The organism is Modestobacter lacusdianchii (genome assembly GCF_054177765.1).
In genome coordinates this window covers 13889-34907 of the sequence record NZ_JBJJTJ010000036.1, presented here as the reverse complement: position 1 = coordinate 34907, position 21019 = coordinate 13889, and the positions used below count along the sequence as shown (strand labels likewise).

Sequence of the window (21019 nt, the reverse complement as noted above, 5' to 3'; positions counted from 1 at the left end):
GGGCCGGCCCGGCCGGCCCGCACCGGAGCCCTCCTCCGGGGGCCTCCCCGCCCCCACCCCGTGCACGTGTCGACGATGAGGTTGAGCATGTCCGTGATCTCGCGGTTCGCCCGGGTGGCCGTGGTGCCGCTGGCGACCCTGGCCCTGGTGCTGGCGCTCTGGCAGGCGGTCACCGCCGGGGGGCTGTTCCGCCCCGACCAGTTCCCCACCATGACCGCCACGCTGCAGGCGCTGGCCAGCGCTCTCGGTACCGAGGCCCTGTGGTCCACCGTCGGCGCCACCCTGCAGGGCTGGGCCATCGGCCTCGCCGTCGCCGCGGTGCTGGCCGTCGTCGTCGGCTCCCTGCTGGCGGCCAACGACGTCGCCTTCCGCAGCGCGGCCGGCGTGATCGAGCTGTTCAAGGCGATCCCCGCCATCGCGATCCTGCCGCTGGTGATCCTGGTGCTCGGGTCGACCCTGGACATGAAGGTCTTCCTGGTCGCCTTCGGTGCCTTCTGGCCGCTCGTCGTCCAGGTGGTCTACGGCGTCCGGTCGACCGACCCGACCGTCCGCGACACGGCCCGGGTCCTCGGTGTGCGCGGCGTCCGGAGGTTCCTCACCGTCACCATCCCCAGCGCCTCGCCCTACATGGCCACCGGGCTGCGGATCGCCTCGGCCAGCGCGCTGATCCTCTCCGTCGTCGCCGAGCTCGTCGGCGGCGCCGAGGGGATCGGCCGGGCGATCCTCTTCGCCCGCAACGCCGGCGTCACGTCCTACCCGACCATGTACGCCTACATCCTGGTCTCCGGGCTGCTCGGCATCGTGCTGACCGGCGCGTTCTTCCTGGTCGAGAAGAAGGCCATGCACTGGCACGAGAGCCAGCGCAACGCCAAGAACAACGAGTTGGGGGCCCGATGACCACCGCGACGACCGGCAGCACGGCGGCGGGACAGGACGGCGGCCGCCCCGACTCGGCGCGGGCCGGCGGGGTCGCGGTGGGCGCCGCGGTCCCGGTGACCGACGTGCCCAGCACCCAGGTGACGGCCACCCCCGGCGGACGCCGGCCGGGGCGGGCCCGGGCCCGCGGACGCAACGTGCTGCTGGCGCTGTGGCTGCCCGTCGTCCTGCTGGTCGGGTGGTGGTTCCTGTCCGCGAACAGCACCTCGCCGTACTTCCCGCCGCTGCAGCAGATCCTGCAGTCGGTCTGGGACGAGTGGGTGGTCGGCGACGCCAAGCAGCAGCTGCTGCCCAGCCTCCGCAACCTCGCGGCCGGCTTCGTCGGGGGCTCGCTGATCGGCGTGCTCGGCGGCGCGCTGCTGTGGCGGCTGCCGGTGCTGCGCAAGGGCGCCAACCCGGTCGTCTACTTCCTCTACGTGCTCCCCGCCCCGGCGCTGCTGCCGGCGATGATCGCGCTGTTCGGGCTGGGCGAGGCGCGGCAGATCGCGCTGATCGCCTTCGGTGCCACCTGGCCGGCGCTGCTGAACACCCTCGACGGCATGCGGGGCATCGACCAGGTCAAGTTCGACACCGCGCGGGCGATGCGGTTCAGCTCGCTGCGCACCGTCACCACGGTGGTGCTGCCGGGGGCCTCGCCGCAGATCGCCGCCGGCCTGCGGGCCAGTCTGCAGGTCTCGATCATCCTGATGGTGGTCAGCGAGATGATCGCCGCCTCCGAGGGCATCGGGTACTTCATCCTCCAGGCCCAGACCGTCTTCGCCATCGTCACGATGTGGGGCGGGATCGTCGTCCTCTCCGTGCTGGGCACGCTGCTCAACTACCTGTTCGTCTTCGCCGAACACCGGCTGCTGCGCTGGTACCACGGCTCCCGCGCCGTCGGCACCGACAAGGCCTGACGGCCACTCCCGCACCCCCCTGCACCTCCCCGGCACGGAATCGGAGACACGGCATGACCCAGACCCTCGGTGCACACGCGGCCGGCCCGACCCCCGGCGGCTCCGCCGTCCTCGACGTCGCCGGCCTGCGCAAGGTGTTCAACGCCGGCCGGCCGGACGAGCGGATGGCCATCGACGACGTCACGTTCAGCGTCGCCAAGGGCGAGTTCGTCTGCATCGTCGGGCCCAGCGGCGCCGGCAAGACGACGCTGCTGCGCTGCATCTCCGGGCTCTCGGCGCCCAGCCGGGGGAGCGTGGAGTTCGAGGGCACCCGGCTGGCCGGTGTGCCCGATCAGCTGGGCGTGGTGTTCCAGGACTACGGCCGCTCGCTGTTCCCGTGGTTCACCAACGGCAGCAACATCGCCCTGCCGCTCAAGGCCCGCGGGGTGGGCAAGGAGGAACGGCGGCGGCGGGTCAGCGAGGTGCTCACCGAGGTGGGCCTGGGGCACGTCGAGGGGCAGTACCCCTGGCAGCTGTCCGGCGGCATGCAGCAGCGGGTGGCGATCGCCCGCACGCTGTCCTACCAGCCCGACCTGCTGCTGATGGACGAGCCGTTCGCCTCGGTCGACGCGCAGACCCGCTTCGACCTGGAGGACCTGATCCTCAAGGTCCGCGAGGAGGCGGGCATCACCGTCGTCCTGGTCACCCACGACATCGACGAGGCGATCTACCTCTCCGACCGGATCGTCGTGCTCTCCGGCTCGCCGAGCAGGGTCCGCGAGATCGTCGACGTCCCGCTGGGCCGGGAGCGCGACCAGGTCGCCACCCGCTCCAGCGAGCAGTTCCTGGAGCTGCGCAAGCACCTGCTCTCCCTCGTCATGCCGCACTGACGTGACGGCCGGGACGACGACCGGGCAGGCCCCCGCGCAGACCACCACGGTGGTCGAGCAGCTGGCCGCCACCATGGCGGCGCTGGGGACGACGGACCTGTTCACGCTGATGGGCGCGGGCAACCTGCGGCTGGTGCACCACCTGGCGACCGGGCACGGGGTCGCGGTGCACCACCTGCGGCACGAGAACGGCGCGGTGGGGGCCGCCGACGGGTGGGCCCGGGTCACCGGCCGGGTCGGCTGGTGCACCGTCACCCAGGGGCCGGGGTTCACCAACACGCTCACCGCCCTGCTCACCGCCGACCGGGCGCACTCACCGGTCGTGCTGCTCACCTCCGACTCCTCGGGGCTGTCGGCCCGGGAGTCGCCGTTCGCCGGCGGCGTGCAGGGCCTGGACCCGGCGCTGCTGCTCGATCCGCTCGGCCTGCTGGTGGTGCGTGCCCGCGCGGAGACCGCGGCCGCGGACCTGGTCACCGCCCACCGGCGCGCGGTCGAGGAGTCCCGGGTCGTCGTGTTCGTGGTGCCGGTCGGCATCGACCTGCTGCCCGCCGGCGACCCGCCGGCGGTCCCCGCCCCGGCCCGCCTCCCGGCCCCCGAGCCGGACGACGCGGCGGTGGCCGCGGCAGTCGCGGCGCTGGCGTCGTCCCGCCGTCCGGTGCTGGTGGCCGGCCGCGGTGCGGCGGAGTCCGGCGCCGGGCCGGCGCTGCGCCGGCTGGCCGGGCTGACCGGCGCGCACCTGGCCACCACGGTGCGCGCGCTGGGCCTGTTCGACGGCGACCCCGCCGACCTGGGCATCCTCGGCGGGTTCTCCACCCCGGAGGCCGCCGCGGTGGTGCACGCCTCGGACTGCCTGGTCGCGGTGGGCACGTCGCTGAACTTCTTCCACACCCGCCGGTCGCAGTTCGTCACCGGCCGCACGGTGGTGCACGTCGACACCGACCCCGCCGCCTTCACCGCGTTCGACCCGCCGACGGTGGCGGTGCGCGGCGACGCCCGGGTGGTGGTCGAGCGGCTGGCCGAGGGGCTCGCCGGCACGGAGCGGGCGCGGGTCGTCGCCCCGGCACCGGCCGGGTTCGCCGACGTCTCCGCACCCGGCCGGATGGACCCCCGGGCGGTGTCTGCCGAGCTGGACCGGCTGCTCCCACGCCCGCGCCGGGTGTACGTCGACAACGGGCACTTCGGGGGCTTCCCGATCATGCACATGACCCACGACCGGCCAGGCTCGCTGGTCTGGCTGCCCGAGTTCGGTGCCGTCGGCAGCACGCTCGCCGCCAGCGCGGCCGGCGCGCTGGCCGAGCCCGACGTGCAGGCGGTGCTGTTCATCGGCGACTGCGGCTTCTACCTGACCATGGGCGACCTCGAGACGGCCGTGCGCGAGCGCCTGCCGCTGGTGGTGGTCTGCATGAACGACGGGGCCGCGGGCTCGGAGCTGGCGCACATGGCGGACTGGTCGGTGCCGCCGGCGCAGGCGGTCTTCGGCTACGCCGACCTGGCCGCCGCCGCGCGGGGCATGGGTGCCCAGGCCGCGCTGGTCGAGGAGGTGGCCGGGCTGGCGCCGGCGCTGCGCGGCTGGGACCCCGCGGCCGGGCCGCTGTTCCTGGACTGCCACATCAGCCGGGACGTCCGCTCACCGCTGTACGACCACGTCTGACCGTCGGGCCGGTGGGTGGGGCGCCGCCCACCGGCCCGACGGGCCCTCAGCCGGCCGGCGCGACGAAGGTCTTCGCCGCCGGCGCCCGGCCCTCGGCCAGCTCGGCGAAGGCCGCCGGCCCCTCGTCGATGGTCACCAGGCGCACCGACTCCGGCGGCCGGATCGATCCGTCCTGCAGCCAGCCGACCGCCCGGCCGAAGTCGGCCCGGTCGAAGCAGTTGGCCCCGACGATCGAGACCTCCCGGCGGATGACGGAGAACCAGGGCAGCTCGGTGACGTCGGTGTGCAGCCCGACCATCACCACCTGGCCGCCTGCCCGGGCCAGCTGCACGCCGGCGGTGCGGGTCGCGGCGGTGCCCACGACGTCGAACACCACGTCGAAGCCGCCTTCGGCCCGCCGGGCGGCGAGGGTGGCCGCCTCCGCCGTCGACTCGACGGTGACGTCGGCGCCGGCATCGCCCGCGGCCGCCCGGCGCCGGGCGTGCGGCTCGACCACGGTGATCTCCGGGATGCCCGAGAGCCGGGCCGCCTGCACCAGCAGCCCGCCGACCGAGCCGGCGCCGATGACCAGGGCGGCCCGTGGCCGGGCGGGCAGGGCCAGCTGGACGTCGTGGCAGGCCTGGGCCAGCGGCTCGGCGGTCGCCGCGAGCTCGTCGCTCACCCCGTCGCCCAGGGCCACGAGGTTGCGCACGGGCACCGCGACCCGTTCGGCGAACGCCCCGGGCCGGTGCACGCCGATGATCTCCAGGTGCGGGCACAGGTTGTCCCGGTCGCTGCGGCAGGCCCAGCAGTCGCCACAGGTCACCTGCGAGTTGACGGTCACCCGGCAGCCGACCCAGCCCGCGTCCGTGGCCGCGCCGACCGCGGCGACCACGCCGGAGAACTCGTGCCCGCGCACGTCCCCGGGCCGGGCGATCCCCATCCGCCCGCGGTAGGCGGAGACGTCGGAGCCGCAGATGCCGGCCCGGTGCACCGTGACGACCGCCTGCCCCGGGCCGGCGACCGGCTCGTCGGCGTCAGCGGCGGTCATCGCGTCCGGGCCCGCCCAGCGCAGGGCCCTCATGCCGGCCGCGGCAGTCCGCGGGGGGCCTCGTCGCGGCCCAGCCCCTCGTGCATCGTGCTGCGGAAGAAGATCAGCGGGTCGGCGTCGTGCCGGTGCGTGGCTGCGGTGACCGAGCCGATCAGCAGCATGTGCGTCGCCTGCTCGAGCGCCGCGGACAGCGTGCACTCGATGGAGCCCGCCGCACCGGCCAGCACCGGGTCGCCGTTCACGCCCGGTGCCCAGTCGACGTGGGCCATCTTGTCCGGCTCGCGGGAGGCGAACAGCCGGGCGACGGCCTGCTGGTCGGCGGCGAGGATGTTCACCGCGAAGCTGCCCGCGGCCTCGATCGCCTGCCAGGTCCGCGACTGCCGGGCCAGGCACACGATCACCTGCGGCGGCTCGGCCGACAACGAGGTGAACGAGTTGACCGTGCCGCCCTGGGGTCCGTCGGGCCCGGAGCTGGTCACGACGGTCACCCCGGTGGCGAAGGTGCCGCAGACGGCGCGGAAGGCCAGCGGGTCGGGCGCGGGCAGGAGGGGCGCCGGCGGGGCGGCCTCGATCGTCATCCGGGTGGTCCTCTCCTCGCGACGTCGTCGTCGTCCGATCGGCACGTGCGCAGCACGGGCGTGCCGTTCTGTCCTCCTCTGTCTACGGCAACCGACCGCGTTCCCTCCAATGCCGCTTTATTTCCTGTGATGCCGTTTCGTGCTCGGCGCAGGAATGGCGCACGTGCTCATTCCCGGGAGTTATGACGGCCGCACTCCTGCTCATCACTCGGCCATCGAGAATGCGTCGTGGATCACCTAGGTTCGAGGAGACCGCGGCGCAGCCGTGCGTTTCCCACGATGACGTAGGAGCTGAGCATGACGACCGTAGAAGTGGACCGGACGACCTCGGTCACGGGGTTCGACGCCGGCGCGGTCCTGCGCGACGCGGCAGCACTGCACGACCTGGTCGACGCCTCCGGGCCGGAGAACGACCGGGCCGGGCGGATCGCCGAGCCGGTCGTCGAGGCGCTGTACGCCAGCGGCGCCATCTCGGTCTTCACCCCGCGTGAGCTCGGCGGGGCGGAGATGACCCCGCGACAGTCGATGGACCTGTTCCGCACGCTCTCCTACGCCGACCCCTCGACCGGCTGGGTGACCATGGCGCTGGGGCTGGCCACCGGCCTGGCCGGCGCCTTCTTCGGCCGGGACGCCGCCGAGGAGCTGTTCGCCACGCCCCGGCTGGGCATCGCCGGGCAGGGCACCCGCCCCGGGCGGGCGGTGCCGGTGGACGGCGGGCACCTGGTCAGCGGGCAGTGGGCCTTCGCCTCGGGCATCAAGCACGCCACCCACCTGCACACCGCCGCGGCGGACACGGTCACCGGGGAGTCCCGCTTCTTCATCGTCCCGGTCGAGCAGGTCACCTTCATCGAGAACTGGGACGTGCTGGGGCTGCGCGGCACCGGCAGCATCGACTACACGCTCACCGACGTCTTCGTGCCGGCGGACCACAGCTACCCGAGCCTGAGCACCGAGCCGGTGACCGGCGGCGACCTCTACCGGATCGGCATCGGCAACTTCGCCAGCCTCAACCACGGCGCCTGGGCGCTGGGGGTGGGCCGCCGGCTGCTCGACGAGCTCGCCGCGGTGGTGCGCGCCAAGGCCGGGCAGCCCGGTGGGCAGGCCAGCAGCGACAGCTTCGCCGAGCAGTACGCCGCGGCCGAGGTCCGGCTGCGCGCCGCCCAGGCCCTGCTCTACGAGGTCTGGGAGGAGATCGAGGCGGTGCTGGCCGCCGGCGACGCCGTCCCGTTGCGGCTGGAGACGCTCAACCGGGTCGCGCTGAACAACGCCACCTGGAGCACGCACGCGATCGCGGAGTTCGTCTACAGGTCCGGCGGTACCGGCGCGCTGCGCTCGGGCACCATCCAGCGGCTGTTCCGCGACGTCCACGGCGGGACCCAGCACATCTCCTCCTCGCCGATGATCATGCAGTCCGCCGGCCGGGAACTGGCCGGCCTCGCCGACGGCAAGCGGTGGGTGCACTTCTCGCTGAAGTGACCGCTGCGTCCTCGCTGCCCGACCCGAGACCGAAGGAGTTCTCACCATGAGCATCGACACCCATGCCGCACCGGCGCAGGAGTTCGGCGACGAGGCGGACCTGCAGGAGCTGTACCGCGACCTGGCCGCGGTCGACCTCCGCCCGCTGTGGACGATCACCGAGCAGCTGCTCACGCCGACGCCGCGGCCGGCCGCCGTCCCGTGGCTGTGGTCGGCGGCGACCATGAAGCCGCTGGCCCGCCGGGCCATCGAGCTGGTGCCGGTCGAGCGCGGCGGCGAGCGGCGGGTGCTCAGCCTGCAGAACCCCGGGCTGGGCGGCCGGCCGTACGCCGTCGGCACGCTCTGGGGCGCGCTGCAGTGCCTCGGGCCGCGGGAGGTCGCCCCGGCGCACCGGCACACCCCCGGCGCCATCCGCTTCGTGCTCGAGGGCGAGGGGGTCTGGACGACGGTCGACGGCGACGCCTGCGACATGCGCCCCGGCGACCTGGTGCTCACCCCCTCGATGAACTGGCACGACCACACCAGCGCCGTCGACGGCGAGATGTTCTGGTTCGACGGCCTGGACCTGCCGATGGTGGCGGCGCTGGACGGCGTCTTCTTCGAGGAGTACCCGGGCCCGGGGGAGTCCCAGCCCGAGCCGGCGGAGCACAACGTCTCCGAGCGCCGGCATGCCGGTGGCACCCGCTACGTCGCCGGCGCGGTCACCGAGCAGCTGAGCCCGCGGCACTCCCGGCTGCTCAACTACCGGTGGGCCGACACGAGCGCCGAGCTCGACCGGCTGGCCGCGGCCTCCGACGAGCCGCTGCTGGCGGTCGAGTACGTCGACCCGGAGACCGGAGCCAGCGTGCTGCCGACGATGGCGTGCGCGGTGCACCGGGTGCGTGCCGGCCGCAGCTCGGCTCCGGTCCGCCGCGCGGGCAACGCGATCTACGTCGTCTTCACCGGCACCGGCTCCAGCGTCATCGACGGCCAGCGGTTCGGCTGGGGCCCCGGCGACATGTTCGTCGTCCCGTCCTGGGCGGCGGTGGAGCACGCCGCCGACGAGCAGGCGGACCTGTTCGTCGTCTCCGACGAGCCGGTGCTCCGGGCGCTGGGCATCGCGCGCACCGAGGTGCTCGCCGAGCCGCAGGCCGTCACCCGTACCTTCACCGCCCGCTGAGCCCGAGGAGCCCACGATGAAGCTGGCCCTGTTCGACTCCGCCGACGGCGCGGCCCGCCTCGGCGTCGTCACCACCGGCCCGGACGGCGACTCGGTCGTCGACGTCACCGGCGCGCTGCCCTGGCCGCACGACCCCGACCCGCTGACCGCCGGCTGGTGGCGGGCGCTGTGCCGCGACCTGGACGCGGTGCGGCCCGCGCTGGAGGCGGCGGCCGCCGCCGGCACGCCGCGCCCGGTGAGCGAGGTGGTGCTGCGCGCACCGGTGCTCGCGCCGTCGAAGATCGTGGCCGCGGCGAGCAACTACGGCGCGCACGTCGAGGAGATGCACGGCGTCCAGGAGCGCACGCTGGGCAAGGTCGAGCCCTGGATGATGCAGTTCGACGTCTTCCTCAAGGCGCCGTCGTCGATCGTCGGGCCGGGTGCCGACATCGTCCTGCCGCCGGAGGTCGTGGCCGCCGGGCACGAGGTGCACCACGAGTCGGAGCTGGTCATCGTCATCGGCAGCGGCGGCCGCGACATCCCGCTGGAGCGGGCGATGGACGCCGTGCTCGGCTTCACCGCGGGTCTGGACATCACCGTGCGGTCGGCCGCCGACCGCTCCAAGCGGAAGTCCTACGACTCCTTCAGCCCGCTGGGGCCGTGGATCGTGACCCGTGACGAGGCCGGCGACGGCGGCGACCTGGACATCCTGCTGACCTCCGGCGGCGACGTGCGCCAGTCGGTCACCACGGCCGACCTGGTCACGCCGGTGCCGCAGATCGTCGCCTACGCCTCGACGATCATGACCTTGAACCCCGGCGACGTGCTGTTCACCGGTGCGCCACCCGGGGTCGGTCCGATCACGGCGGGGGAGAAGCTCGAGATGAGCATCAGCCGGATCGGCTCGATGACGGTCCAGGTGGTCTGAGTGACCGACCCGCGCACCGCCGTCCTCGACCGGCTCTTCGACGTCCGCGGGCTGGGGGCGGTGGTCACCGGGGCCGCCAGCGGCCTGGGCCTGGCCATCGCCGAGGTGCTCGCCTGCGCCGGCGCCGAGGTGACCCTCGCCGACCGGGACGCCGAGCGGCTGGACCGCGTCACCGCCGAGCTGGCTGGGCGCGGGACGACGGTGCGCAGCCAAGTGGTCGACGTCGCCGACCCGGCAGCCGTCGACGACCTGCTCCGCGAGGCGGCGGAGGCGCACGGCGGGCTGCACGTCGTTTTCGCCAACGCCGGCATCTCCGCCGGTCCCGGGCCGACGACGGAGGTCGGGCAGCTGACCGCCGTCGACCGCGCACGCTTCGACCGGGTGCTCGACGTCAACCTGGGCGGGGTGTTCGCCACCCTGCAGGCCGCCGCCCGGCACGTGGCCACCGACGGCCGCGGCCGGGTGGTGGTCACCTCGTCGGTGGCCGGCCTGGGCGGCGACCCGATGGTCGGCTACGCCTACGCCGCGTCCAAGGCAGCGGTGATCGCGCTGGTGCACCAGGCCGCGGCCGACCTCGGTCGGCGCGGCATCCTGGTCAACGCGATCGCCCCCGGCTCGTTCCGCACCGAGATCGCCGGCGGCCGGATCCGGGAGCCCGGGGTGGCCGAGCAGTTCGCCGCCACCACGCTGATCGGCCGGCTCGGCGAGCCCGCGGAGCTGCAGGGGCTGGCGCTGTTCCTGGCCTCCCCGGCGTCGAGCTACGTCACCGGCGCCACCTTCACCATCGACGGCGGCGCCACCGCCATGCGCCCGCCACCGTCGGTGGCCGGCCACCCGGCACCCCTGGTCGGCGGCTGAGGACGGCACCTCGCCGCCCTGCGGAGGCGGCCGCGGCTCCACCGGCCTGACGGTGGAGCCGCGGCCGCTCGGCCAGGCCGTTGTCGGGTGGCAGTGGTCTCATGGGGCAAGTCGACGGCGAGGAGGCCGACGTGCAACAGGTGAGGCTCGCCTACGGGCGCGCAGGACTGACCGTCGAGCTGCCGGACGACGCAGCGGTGATCACCCCGGTCGAGCACGCGGCCGCCCCCGACGTCCCCGCCGAGCTCCGCCGAGCACTGCGCGAGCCGGTGGGCGGTGCGCCGCTGCGGGAGCGGGTGCGGCCCGGGCAGACGGTGGCGATCTCGGCGTGCGACGGCACCCGCGCCCAGCCCCGGCACCTGATGATCCCGGCGGTGCTCGAGGAGCTCGACGGCATCGTGCGGCTGGAGGACGTCGTCGTCCTGGTCGCCACCGGCACCCACCGGGCCAACACGGACGCCGAGCTGCGGGCCATGTTCGGCGACGAGGTCGTCGACAGCGTGCGGATCGTCAACCACGACTCCCGGGCGGGCGACACGCACCGCTGGATGGGCACCTTCGGCGACGGGGTGCCGGTGTGGCTGAACGAGCAGTGGGTGGACGCCGACGTCCGGATCACCACCGGTTTCGTCGAGCCGCACTTCTTCGCCGGCTTCTCCGGTGGCCCGAAGATGGTCGCCCCCGGGCTGGCCGCCCTGGACACCGTGCTGGTGCTGCACGACGCGAAGCGGATCGGCGACCCTCGGGCGACGTGGGGCGTCACCCAGGGCAACCCGGTGCACGACGACGTCCGGGCGATCACCGCCGGCACCGACGTGACGTACTCCTTCGACGTCGTGCTCAACACCCGGCAGGAGGTCATCGCCGCGTTCGGCGGCGACACCCTGGACATGCACGCGGTCGCGATCGAGCGGGCCCGCGAGGTGGCGATGGCCCCGGTGGACGCACCCTTCGACGTGGTCGTCACCACCGGGTCGGGCTTCCCGCTGGACCAGAACCTCTACCAGTCGGTGAAGGGCATGTCCGCGGCGGCGCAGGTGACCAGGCCCGGCGGGCTGATCGTCTGCGCGGCCGCCTGCGAGGACGGCTTCCCCGACCACGGCTCCTACCGCGAGGTGCTCACCTCGGCCGCGTCACCGCAGGCCCTGCTGGAGCTGATCGGCGCCCGCGAGCAGACCGTCCCCGACCAGTGGCAGGTGCAGATCCAGGCCCGGATCCAGGCCGCGCACCGGGTGGTGATGCACACCGACCACCTCACCCAGTGCTCGCGCGGTTCGGCGGAGGCGAACACCGGGTGACCGGTCGCGGCGGCGTGCGCGGTGGCGTGCCGGTGCGGCGAGGAGTCGCAGCAGGCCACGTGGTCGCAGCTGAGGCAGCGGCGCAGGTGCACCCACTGCCCACCGACCCGCAGGCAGTCGGCGCAGGCCGCCGCCGGCCCGGGCGCGGCGGGCAGCCCCGCGGCGTGCGGGCAGACGGCGCCGCCCTCGACCCGCCAGCTCATCGACGTCCCCGGTCAGGAGGCGATGGCCCGGGGCAGCCGCACGCAGAACGTCGTCCCCTCCGGGCCGGTGGTGTAGGTCAGCGAGCCGCCGTGCCGGCGTTCGACGATCCGCTTGGCGTTCTCCAGGCCCAGGCCGCTGCCCTCGCCGGCCGGCTTGGTGGTGACGAACGGCTCGAACAGGTGCTCGCGCACCGACTCGGGCACACCCGGCCCGTCGTCGGTGACCTCGACGTACACCGCGGCGTCGTCGGCCCGGGTGCGCAGCGTCAGCACCCCGTGCCCGGCGAGCGCGTCGGCCGCGTTGTCGATCAGGTTCGTCCAGACCTGGTTCAGCTCGGCCGGGTAGCCGGGCACCTTCGGCAGGTCCGCGGCGTACTCGCGGCGCACCTCGATGCCGGTGAGCTTGCGGGCCAGCATCACCAGGGTGCTCTCCAGGCCGGGCTTGAGCTCGACGTCGGAGTGCTGGGCCTGGTCCAGGTGCGAGTACTGCTTCACCGCGCCGACCAGCGAGGAGATCCGGGTGCTGGCCTCCTCGATCTCGCTCATCAGCGCCTCGGTCTCCAGCGTGTAGCGGAGCCAGCCGAAGGCCGCGTCCCACTCCAGCCCGGAGTCGACCCGCTCCACCACGTCGTCCACCCAGTGGGCGTCCATGCCGGCCGCGGCGAACACCGGGGCCAGGTCGTAGGCGTGGCCGACGCCGAGCTCCTCCAGCCGGTCGGCGATGGAGTCCTCCAGGTCGCTCTCCTCCAGGGCGGTGAGGTCCGGCCGGGGCTTCAGCGCCCGCTCGACCGCGACCTCCTGGGTCTCGATCAGCCGGGCGACCAGCTCCGGGGAGAGCCCCTTGCCGGCCAGCAGCCGCAGCTTGGTCCGCATCCCGGCGACGCGGCTGCGCAGCTGCTCGGTCGCCCGCACGGCCGCGGCCGCGGGGTTGTTCAGCTCGTGGGCCAGGTTCGCCGACAGGACGCCGAGCTGGGCGAGGTGCTCGCGCTGGCGGATCGCCGACTCGGTGGCCCGCACGCCCTCGTAGATGCCGTCGAGCAGGTGCACCGCCATCGGGCACTGCTGGACCACCAGCGTGGCGAAGTCCCCGGCCGGCAGCCGGAGGAACCGGCTGGGCAGCGTGCTGCGCAGCGTCGTCTGGTACACCTCCGGCGGTCCGCTGGCGAAGGCCCGGACGGCGCCGGAGTACGCCCCGCGGTGCGCCGTCCGGTTGATGACGACGTCCTCGCCGCCGCCGTGCTTGGTCAGCAGCAGCTCGCCCTCCAGCAGCATGTACAGCGCCTCGGCCGGCTCGCCCTCGGCGAAGACGACCGTGTCGGCGTCGTACACGCGCACGTCGCTGCGGCCGGAGAGCCAGTGCAGCGCCTCGTCGTCGAGCGACTCGAACAGGAACAGGCTGCGCAGCTCGTCGAGGTCGACGGCCATCTCAGATCGCCTCCAGGTAGCGGTGCACCAGGCTCACGGCCATCGCGCCCTCACCGACGGCGGAGGCCACGCGCTTGACCGACTCCGACCGGACGTCGCCGGCCACGAACACCCCGGGCACCGAGCACTCCAGGTGGTAGGGCGCCCGGGGCAGCGGCCAGCCCGCGGGCGGGCGGCCCTCGGCGTCCAGCAGCGCCGGGCCGGTGCGCAGGAAGCCGTGGTCGTCGCGGGCGTAGGCCTCGCCCAGCCAGTCGGTGATCGGCCGGGCGCCGATGAACACGAACAGCCGGCTGGCCTCGACGGTCTCCGAGCTGCCGCTGGCCGCGTCGGCCAGCACCAGCCGCTCGAGGTGGTCATCGCCCTCGACGGCCTCGACGGTCGTGCAGGTGCGCACCTCGATCACCGGGTGCCCCTCGATCCGGGCGACCAGGTACTCGCTCATGCCCCGGCGGATGTCGGTGCCGCGGCACAGCAGCACGACCTTGCCGGCGTACTTGGCGAAGTGCAGCGCGGCCTGGCCGGCGGAGTTGGCCGCGCCGACGATGTAGACGGTCTGGTCGGTGCAGCTGAGCGCCTCGTGCGGGTCGGCGCCGTAGAAGACGCCGCGGCCGGCGAACTCCTCGGCGCCGCGGGCCGGCAGCCGGGTCCACTGGACGCCGGTGGCCAGGACGACGGCGTGAGTGGTGACCTCCGAGCCGTCGGCGAACCGGACCACCCGGCCGTCGCCGGCCGGCGCGATCTCGGTGACCTCGGCGGTGGTCAGGATCTCCACGCCGAACTTGACCGCCTGGTCGCGGGCCCGCCGGGCCAGTCGGCACCGGAGACGCCGCGCGGGAAGCCGAGGTAGTTCTCGATCCGGCTGCTGGTGCCGGCCTGACCGCCGGTGGCGGTCCGCTCGACCAGCAGGGTGCGCAGCCCCTCGCTGCCGGCGTACACCGCAGAGCCCAGCCCGGCGGGGCCGGCGCCGATGACCACGACGTCGTAGAACGGGCTGCCGGCCGTCGTCGACAGCCCGCACTTCTCGGCCACGTCGCGCAGGCTCGGCCGGCTGAGCACCGTGCCGTCGGGGAAGACGCAGGCCGGCAGCGCGTCGTCGCCGAGCTCGGCGGCGGTGCGGATCGCGGCGGCCTCCTCGCCCTGCAGGTGCCGGTAGGGCACCTGGTTGCGGGCCAGGAACTCCTTGAGCTCCTGGGTCTCCGCCGACCACTGGTGGCCGAGCAGGGTGAGCCCGTCGAAGGGCTGCCGGGCGGTGCGCTTCCACTGGTCGAGCAGGTCGTCCAGGACCGGGTAGAGCTTCTCCTCCGGCGGGTCCCAGGGCTTGAGCAGATAGTGGTCGAGGTCGACGTCGTTGATCGCCCGGATGGCGGCGTCGGTGTCGGCGTAGGCGGTGAGCAGCACCCGCTTGGCGGTGGGTGCCAGGTCCATCGCCTGCTCCAGGAACTCCACCCCGGTCATGCCGGGCATCCGGTGGTCGGCCAGCAGCAGGGCGGTGGTCTCGCCGCGCGCGGTCAGCTCGCGCAGCACCGCCAGCGCGTCGGGGCCGCTCTCCGCCCGGACGATCCGGAACGCCTCGCCGTAGCGGCGGCGGAGGTCGCGGGCGACGGCGCGGCTGACGGCGCGGTCGTCGTCGACGGTGAGCAGGACGGGTCGGGCAGGCACAGCACCTCCGGTCAGCGCCGCCGCGGGGTGGTCCGCCCGGGTGAGCGGGCCCCCGGTGGCCCGCTCATCCAACTCCGGATGTGTGAACAGCGGAAGTCCCGCCGACCGGTCAGACCGGGCGGACCTGTCGCGGCATGGCCAGCGCGGCGAGCAACCCGAGCCCGAGGACGGCGGCGCTGACCGCGAACGCCACCTGGAAGGAGAAGGCGTCGGTGAGCCAGCCGGCGACCAGCGGCCCGACGACCGCACCCAGGTCGGCGACCATCTGGAACACCGCGACCATCCGGCCGCCACGGCGCGGGCTCACGTCGCCGACCAGCGCGGCGGGCACGCTGGCCAGCAGCGAGGCGCCCAGCCCGAAGGTGGCCATCGCGATCAGGAACGCCGCGGTGGACGGCGGCAGCACGAGCACCGCGATCGACGCGGTGGCCAGACCTGTGCCGAGCACCAGCGACGGGCGCCGTCCCCAGGTGTCCGACAGCCGGCCGGCCCGCAGCAGGCCCAGCGCCTGGGCCACCGACCCGGCCAGCAGCCCGGCGCCGGCCCAGGCCACGGTCTTGCCCAGCTCCTCGGTGACGTACAGCGGCACGAGCGAGTTGCGCACGCCGAACAGCACCCACCCGACGCCGAGGTTGGCGACCAGGGCCGCCAGGTAGGCCCGGGAGCGCAGCGCCTGGCGCAGCCCGCCGGCCTCGGTGCCGGGCGGCGGGACGGCGGCGGTGGAGGGCTCCGGCCCGCCGCCCTGGTCGACGCCCGGTGCGGTGGCGGCCGGGGTGGGCGGGAGCGCGGCCGGCCGGAGCAGCACCAGCGCGACCGCGCCGGCCACCAGCAGGAACCCGGCGTAGACGAAGAACGGCACCCGCGGGGAGATCTCGGCCAGGAAGCCACCGGCGGCGGGCCCGGCGATGCCACCGAGGATGAAGCCGCCCTGGTAGGTGGCGGCTGCCCGGCCCCGCTGGTGGGCGGGAGCGGTGCGCAGCAGCAGCGACAGCGCGGCGACGGTGAACATAGCGCTGCCGATGCCACCGGCGGCGCGCAGCGTGACGAAGAGCGGGAAGTTGCCGGCCAGCCCGGCCAGTCCGGTGGTCACCGCGACGATCGCCAGCCCGGCGGCGAGCACCGCCCGCTCGCCGATCCGCTCCACCAGCGACCCACCGCCGAAGGCCGAGACGAACCGGAAGAAGGCGAAGGCGCTGACCGCGAAGCCGACGGCGGTGGTGCCCACGCCGTAGTCGCGGACGAACAGCGGGATGGCCGGGGCGACGACGCCGAAGCCGAGCGCGACCACGAAGGCGACGATGGCGAGGACGCCGACCTCGCGGGGGAGGGGGGCGTCCTTGCCGCGTCGTCGCACGAGCGCCGATCCTCACACGGGCGCCCGGCCGGGCTCAGGCCTGGGGGTGCAGCACCAGCCGGCCGGTCACCTCGCCGGCCCGCAGCCGGTCCAGGGCCTCGTTGACCTGGGTCAGCGGCAGGGTGGCGGCCACCGGCGGGGTCAGCTGACCGGCTGCCGCCAGGCCCACCGCCTGCTCCAGCTCGGCCAGCGTGTTGCCCACGCTGGCCAGCACCCGCTGCTCGGCGACCACCAGCGCCAGCGGGCTGACGGTGAGCTGGTCGGCGCTGTAGCCGACCAGCACCAGCCGGCCGCGCCGGCCCAGCACGCCGGTGGCCAGCTCGAGGGTGGCGGTCACCCCGGCCAGTTCGACCACCACGTCAGCGCCCTGCCCGCCCGACAGCCGGGCGACCGCGTCGGCGGCCTCGCCCGGTGGCACCGCGGCAGTGGCCCCGCAGCGACGGGCAGCATCCCGCCGGGCGGCGTCCCGGCTGACCGCGATCACGGTGGCACCACGCCGCCGGGCCTCCTGCACGGCGGCCAGCCCGACACCGCCGCTGCCCAGCACCAGGACGACCTCGCCGGGCTCCACCGCCGCCTCGGCCAGCGCGTGCACCGCGGTGGTGCCGGCACAGCAGAGCGGGGCCGCAGCGTCGAAGGAGACCTCGTCCGGCAGCCGGACCAGGCAGTGGGCCGGGACGACCAGCTGCTCGGCGAAGGCGCCGTCCGCGGCGAAGGCCAGCACGCCCCGCGGGGTGAGGCAGAGGTTCTGCCGGCCGCGCAGGCACCAGCGGCAGGAGCCGCAGAACAGGTAGTAGTAGACGGCGACCCGATCGCCCTCGGCCCAGCCGGTGACCGCCGAGCCCACGGCCTCGACCACGCCGGCGGCCTCGTGGCCCAGCGTCATCGGGGTGCGGGACGGCGCGTAGAGCCCGTCGGTGAAGTGCAGTTCGGTGCCGCAGACACCGGCGGCGTGCACCCGCACCCGCACCTCGTCGGGCGCGGGGCTGGGGACGGGGACGTCGTCCAGGGCCAGCGGCCGGCCTGGGGCATGGAGACGTGCGGCGAGCATCGAGCAGCTCCCTCCGCCGGCATGAACCGGATCAGGTTGGACGGTCGGCGGTGGTCGTCCGCCTTCTCAGCCCGCGCCCGGGCTCCCGTGTGCGCCGATGAAGCTACCGGGCCTGCTCCACGGGCTCGACGCGGCGCAGGAACGACCGGATCGCCAGGTGGTGGGAGAGCTGCTCGCGGTGCTCGTCGCAGGCGGTCCAGACCTTCTCCCGGTCCGGGGTGTGCAGCTTCGGGTTGTTCCACACCAACCGGGAGGTGGCCGGCGCCCGGCAGCCCTTGGCCGAGCAGATCAGCGCGTCGTCCGTCACGTGCTCGAGTCTGGCCCCCGACGTCCGGGTGACCGGGAGGCCGGTGTCGGGACCGGCCCGGAAGTCCGCCGATCCGCGTGACGACACCGGGACGGCTGGGTACGGCCGGGTCATGACCGACACCAAGCCCCTCGCACTCGTCACCGGCGCCTCCAGCGGGATCGGGTTCGAGCTCGCCAAGCAGTTCGCCCAGCACGGCTTCGACCTGGTGATCGACGCCGAGGACCCGACCATCGACACCGCCGCGGCGCGGCTGCGGGCCGAGGGCACCGAGGTGATCGCCGTCCAGGCCGACCTCCGCACGCCCCAGGGCATCGAGCAGCTGTGGACCCGGGTGCAGGGGCTCGGCCGGCCGCTGAACGCCGCGGCGCTCAACGCCGGCGTGGGCCGCGGCGGCGCCTTCGTCGACACCGACTGGGCCGACGACCTGGAGATCATGCAGCTCAACGTGGTCTCCACCGCCGCGTTGCTCAAGCTCTGCCTCGTGGAGATGACCGGCCGCAACGAGGGCCGGGTGCTGGTGACCTCCTCGATCGCCTCGACGATGCCCGGCGCCTACCAGCCCGTCTACAACGCGTCCAAGTCCTTCGTGCAGTCGCTGACCGAGGCGGTGCAGCAGGAGCTCAAGGACTCCGCGGTCACCGTCACCTCGCTGATGCCCGGCCCGACCGACACCGACTTCTTCAACCGGGCCGACCTCGACGACACCGCCATGGGCAAGGGCCCCAAGGACGACCCGGCACAGGTCGCCGCCCAGGGCTTCGAGGCGATGATGAGCGGGGAGGAGAAGCTCACCGCCGGTTCGCTGATGACCAAGGTGCAGGGCGCGGCGAACAAGGTGCTGCCCGACGCGTTCAAGAGCTCCGCGCACGAGGCGATGGCCAAGCCCCGCGACTGACCTCCCGCCTGCGACGACGCCCCTCCCCGGTCCGCCGGGCGAGGGGCGTCGGCGTTCCTGCCGAACGCCGTGCCGGGCCGGGGGAGGGCTGGCAGAGTGGGCGCATGGACGACGTCGTCATCTGCTCCCCGGTCCGCACCCCCGTCGGCCGCTTCGGCGGGGTCTTCGCCGGGCTCTCCGCCAACGAGCTGGCCGCCTCCGCGCTGCGCAGCCTGGCCGAGCGCGCCGGCCTCGGTGAGGGCGAGGTCGACGACGTCATCCTCGGCAACTGCAGCCCGAGCGGGGAGAACCCGGCGATCGGGCGGATCGCCGCGCTGGACGCCGGGCTGGGCGTGCGGGTGCCCGGGCTGCAGATCGACCGGCGCTGCGGCTCCGGCCTGCAGGCCGTCATCTACGCCGCGATGCAGGTCGCGGCGGGTTCGGGCACGGTCGTGGTCGCCGGTGGCGTGGAGTCGATGAGCAACGTCGAGCACTACGCGCTGGGGCTGCGCACCGGCGCCAAGGGCGACGGCGTGATGCTGCACGACCGGCTGGCCCGCGCCCGCGAGACCGCCGGCGGCATCCACCACCCGGTGCCCGGCGGCATGCTCGAGACGGCGGAGAACGTGCGCCGCGAGCACGGCATCGACCGGCTCGAGCAGGACGCCTGGGCACTCCGCTCCCAGCAGGCCGCCGGGGCGGCGATCCGGGAGGGGCGGTTCGCCGACGAGATCGTCGGGGTCGAGGTGCCGGCGACCCGGAAGACGGCGGCCCGCCTGGTCACCGAGGACGAGCACCCCCGCCCGGACACGACGATGGAGGACCTGGCGAAGCTCCGCCCGGTGATGGGCCGGGTCGACCCCGAGGCCACCGTGACCGCGGGGAACGCCTCCGGTCAGAACGACGGCGCCGCGCTGTGCATCGTCACGACCCGGGCCGAGGCCGACCGCCGCGGCTGGGAGCCGTTCGTCCGCCTGGCCGGCTGGGCGGTGGCCGGCGTGCCGCCGGAGACGATGGGCATGGGGCCGGTGCCGGCCACCGCCGCCGTGCTGGAGAGGACCGGCCTGAAGCTGTCGGACATGGACCTCATCGAGCTCAACGAGGCCTTCGCCAGCCAGGTGCTGGCCTGCCTGCAGGAGTGGGGCCTGGACGGCGCCGACCGCGACCGGGTCAACGTCAACGGCTCGGGCATCTCGCTGGGCCATCCGGTCGGCGCCACCGGCGCACGCATCCTGGCCACCCTGGCCCACGAGATGCGCCGGCGCGAGGCCCGGTACGGCCTGGAGACGATGTGCATCGGTGGCGGTCAGGGGCTGGCCGCGGTCTTCGAGCGGGTCGTCTGAGCGGCCCTCGTCGGGCTGGTCCGGAGCCGGAGACGGGACCCGCTACTTAGGTAAGCCTTGCCTGAGGTAGAAAGTGCGCATGTTCCGCACCAGCTCGCCCATCGCGCGACGCACCTCGATCACCAGCCTGGCCCTCGGCACCGTGGCGATGGCCGCCCTGACCGGCTGCTCGCCCGGCTCCGACGACGCCTCCGCGGACGCGTCGTCGTCCGGCGCCGCCGCCGAGACCACCTTCCCGGTCACCATCGAGCACGCCTACGGGGCCACCGAGATCCCCGAGGAGCCCGAGCGGGTCGTCTCACTCGGCTACACCGAGCAGGACGCGATCCTGGCGTTCGGGGTCGTGCCCGTCGCCGTCCGGTACGCCTTCGGCCCCGAGGACGACGTCTTCTTCCCCTGGGCCGACGAGGCCGCCGGGGACGCCGACCCGGAGATCCTGCCCCGGGCCGAGGTCGACCCCGAGCAGATCGCCGCCCTGCAGCCCGACCTGATCATGGCCGTCACCGCGGGCCTCACCGAGGACGAGTACGCCACGCTGTCGGAGATCGCCCCGGTGGTCGTGCAGCCGGCGGAGTACATCGCGTTCGGCACCCCGTGGCAGGAGCAGACCCGGGTCACCGGGCAGGCGCTGGGGCAGCCCGAACGCGCCGAGGAGCTGATCGCCGACGTCGAGGCCCAGGTCGAGAAGGCCGCCGCCGCGCACCCGGAGTTCGCCGGGAAGACGGTCACCCTCTCCGGCCCGGCGTACGAGGGCGAGTACCCCTTCCACACCTCCGACGACACCCGCACCCGCTTCTTCCTGGACCTCGGCCTCATCGTCGACCCGGCGCTGGACGCCGCGGCGCAGAGCGACTTCTACGGCACGGTCAGCCGCGAGCAGGCCCAGATGCTGGACGCCGACGTGCTGGTCTTCCAGGTGGGCTCCGAGGCCGAGCGCGCCGGCATCGAGGGCGACCCGGTGCTCGCCGGCCTGTCCACCGTCACCGCGGGCCGGTCGCTCTTCATCGCCGACGACGACTACGCCGCGCTCCAGTTCGCCAGCGCGCTGAGCCTGCCCTACCTGCTCGACAGCTTCACCCCGCAGCTCGCCGAGGTGCTGGGCTGAGCTGACCTGCACTGCCCGGCGGGGGGCTCGTCGCGCC

The 21019-nt window shown here is 74.4% G+C and carries 20 protein-coding genes, 1 pseudogene and 1 riboswitch; of the genes and pseudogenes, 12 read left to right on the top strand and 9 right to left on the bottom strand.

What is annotated here, in order from left to right; genetic code table 11:
* Nucleotides 1-87 precede the first annotated feature (87 nt).
* The 4 genes from ACJTNH_RS18750 to ACJTNH_RS18735 are packed head-to-tail and all read left to right on the top strand — an operon-like array spanning nt 88 to nt 4352.
* The gene (locus ACJTNH_RS18750; protein ID WP_458178419.1) at nt 88-897 is read left to right on the top strand and encodes an ABC transporter permease; all 810 of its coding nucleotides are present in this window, start codon (nt 88-90) and stop codon (nt 895-897) included.
* Nucleotides 894-1832: an ABC transporter permease gene (locus ACJTNH_RS18745; protein ID WP_458178417.1), complete on the top strand. Its 939-nt coding sequence runs from the start codon at nt 894-896 to the stop codon at nt 1830-1832. Before ACJTNH_RS18750 ends, ACJTNH_RS18745 begins: the two co-directional genes overlap by 4 nt.
* Before the next feature lie 53 nt (nt 1833-1885).
* Nucleotides 1886-2701 carry an ABC transporter ATP-binding protein gene (locus ACJTNH_RS18740; RefSeq protein ID WP_458178415.1) on the top strand — a complete coding sequence of 272 codons (816 nt, stop codon included), beginning with the start codon at nt 1886-1888 and terminating at the stop codon, nt 2699-2701.
* Between the two features lies 1 nt (nt 2702).
* A complete protein-coding gene (locus ACJTNH_RS18735; protein ID WP_458178413.1) occupies nt 2703-4352 on the top strand; it encodes a thiamine pyrophosphate-binding protein in 1650 nt (549 codons plus the stop codon).
* 46 nt (nt 4353-4398) lie between these two features.
* Here the strand turns inward: ACJTNH_RS18735 and ACJTNH_RS18730 are convergent, their stop codons facing one another.
* Both ACJTNH_RS18730 and ACJTNH_RS18725 read right to left on the bottom strand, forming a co-directional pair.
* Complete coding sequence (locus ACJTNH_RS18730; RefSeq protein ID WP_458178411.1) at nt 4399-5415, bottom strand: zinc-dependent alcohol dehydrogenase; 1017 nt, start codon at nt 5413-5415, stop codon at nt 4399-4401.
* On the bottom strand, nt 5412-5960 hold the full coding sequence (locus ACJTNH_RS18725) for a flavin reductase family protein (protein ID WP_458178409.1): 549 nt from the start codon (nt 5958-5960) through the stop codon (nt 5412-5414). Before ACJTNH_RS18725 ends, ACJTNH_RS18730 begins: the two co-directional genes overlap by 4 nt.
* A gap of 297 nt (nt 5961-6257) precedes the next feature.
* On the opposite strand from ACJTNH_RS18725, the gene ACJTNH_RS18720 reads away from it, so the two are divergent.
* The 5 genes from ACJTNH_RS18720 to larA all read left to right on the top strand — a co-directional run bounded on the left by ACJTNH_RS18720 (nt 6258) and on the right by larA (nt 11658).
* Entirely contained in the window at nt 6258-7436 is a 1179-nt protein-coding gene (locus tag ACJTNH_RS18720; RefSeq protein WP_458178407.1) for a hypothetical protein, read from the top strand.
* Nucleotides 7437-7482: 46 nt separating this feature from the next.
* Nucleotides 7483-8595, top strand: coding sequence for a cupin domain-containing protein (locus tag ACJTNH_RS18715; protein ID WP_458178405.1), 1113 nt, complete (start codon nt 7483-7485; stop codon nt 8593-8595).
* A gap of 16 nt (nt 8596-8611) precedes the next feature.
* On the top strand, nt 8612-9502 hold the full coding sequence (locus ACJTNH_RS18710) for a fumarylacetoacetate hydrolase family protein (RefSeq protein ID WP_458178403.1): 891 nt from the start codon (nt 8612-8614) through the stop codon (nt 9500-9502).
* Nucleotides 9503-10360 carry an SDR family NAD(P)-dependent oxidoreductase gene (locus ACJTNH_RS18705; RefSeq protein ID WP_458178401.1) on the top strand — a complete coding sequence of 286 codons (858 nt, stop codon included), beginning with the start codon at nt 9503-9505 and terminating at the stop codon, nt 10358-10360.
* 131 nt (nt 10361-10491) lie between these two features.
* Entirely contained in the window at nt 10492-11658 is a 1167-nt protein-coding gene (gene larA / locus ACJTNH_RS18700; RefSeq protein WP_458178399.1) for a nickel-dependent lactate racemase, read from the top strand.
* 20 nt (nt 11659-11678) lie between these two features.
* Here larA and ACJTNH_RS18695 read toward each other — a convergent pair.
* The 7 genes and pseudogenes from ACJTNH_RS18695 to ACJTNH_RS18665 form a co-directional block, all read right to left on the bottom strand.
* A pseudogene (locus ACJTNH_RS18695) lies at nt 11679-11861 on the bottom strand (hypothetical protein); the annotation flags it as partial.
* Between the two features lie 12 nt (nt 11862-11873).
* Nucleotides 11874-13286: an ATP-binding protein gene (locus ACJTNH_RS18690; protein ID WP_458178397.1), complete on the bottom strand. Its 1413-nt coding sequence runs from the start codon at nt 13284-13286 to the stop codon at nt 11874-11876.
* A 1-nt stretch (nt 13287) separates the two neighbouring features.
* Nucleotides 13288-14097, bottom strand: coding sequence for an NAD(P)/FAD-dependent oxidoreductase (locus ACJTNH_RS18685; protein ID WP_458178421.1), 810 nt, complete (start codon nt 14095-14097; stop codon nt 13288-13290).
* Nucleotides 14046-14945, bottom strand: coding sequence for a response regulator (locus tag ACJTNH_RS18680; RefSeq protein WP_458178395.1), 900 nt, complete (start codon nt 14943-14945; stop codon nt 14046-14048). The genes ACJTNH_RS18685 and ACJTNH_RS18680 overlap by 52 nt, the downstream gene beginning before the upstream one ends.
* A gap of 109 nt (nt 14946-15054) precedes the next feature.
* Nucleotides 15055-16299 (bottom strand): MFS transporter, encoded by a 1245-nt coding sequence (locus ACJTNH_RS18675; RefSeq protein WP_458178393.1) that lies wholly within the window; start codon nt 16297-16299, stop codon nt 15055-15057.
* 34 nt (nt 16300-16333) lie between these two features.
* The gene (locus tag ACJTNH_RS18670) at nt 16334-17350 is read right to left on the bottom strand and encodes an alcohol dehydrogenase catalytic domain-containing protein (protein WP_458178391.1); all 1017 of its coding nucleotides are present in this window, start codon (nt 17348-17350) and stop codon (nt 16334-16336) included.
* A riboswitch (TPP riboswitch) is annotated at nt 17341-17449 on the bottom strand. It overlaps the preceding gene by 10 nt.
* Nucleotides 17450-17453: 4 nt before the next feature.
* The gene (locus tag ACJTNH_RS18665; RefSeq protein ID WP_458178389.1) at nt 17454-17657 is read right to left on the bottom strand and encodes a hypothetical protein; all 204 of its coding nucleotides are present in this window, start codon (nt 17655-17657) and stop codon (nt 17454-17456) included.
* 112 nt (nt 17658-17769) lie between these two features.
* Between ACJTNH_RS18665 and ACJTNH_RS18660 the strand changes: the two genes are divergently transcribed.
* From ACJTNH_RS18660 to ACJTNH_RS18650, 3 genes are all read left to right on the top strand, one after another.
* Nucleotides 17770-18555 carry an SDR family NAD(P)-dependent oxidoreductase gene (locus ACJTNH_RS18660; RefSeq protein WP_458178387.1) on the top strand — a complete coding sequence of 262 codons (786 nt, stop codon included), beginning with the start codon at nt 17770-17772 and terminating at the stop codon, nt 18553-18555.
* 104 nt (nt 18556-18659) lie between these two features.
* The gene (locus ACJTNH_RS18655; protein ID WP_458178385.1) at nt 18660-19877 is read left to right on the top strand and encodes an acetyl-CoA C-acetyltransferase; all 1218 of its coding nucleotides are present in this window, start codon (nt 18660-18662) and stop codon (nt 19875-19877) included.
* Between the two features lie 79 nt (nt 19878-19956).
* A complete protein-coding gene (locus ACJTNH_RS18650) occupies nt 19957-20982 on the top strand; it encodes an iron-siderophore ABC transporter substrate-binding protein (protein ID WP_458178383.1) in 1026 nt (341 codons plus the stop codon).
* Nucleotides 20983-21019 lie beyond the last annotated feature (37 nt).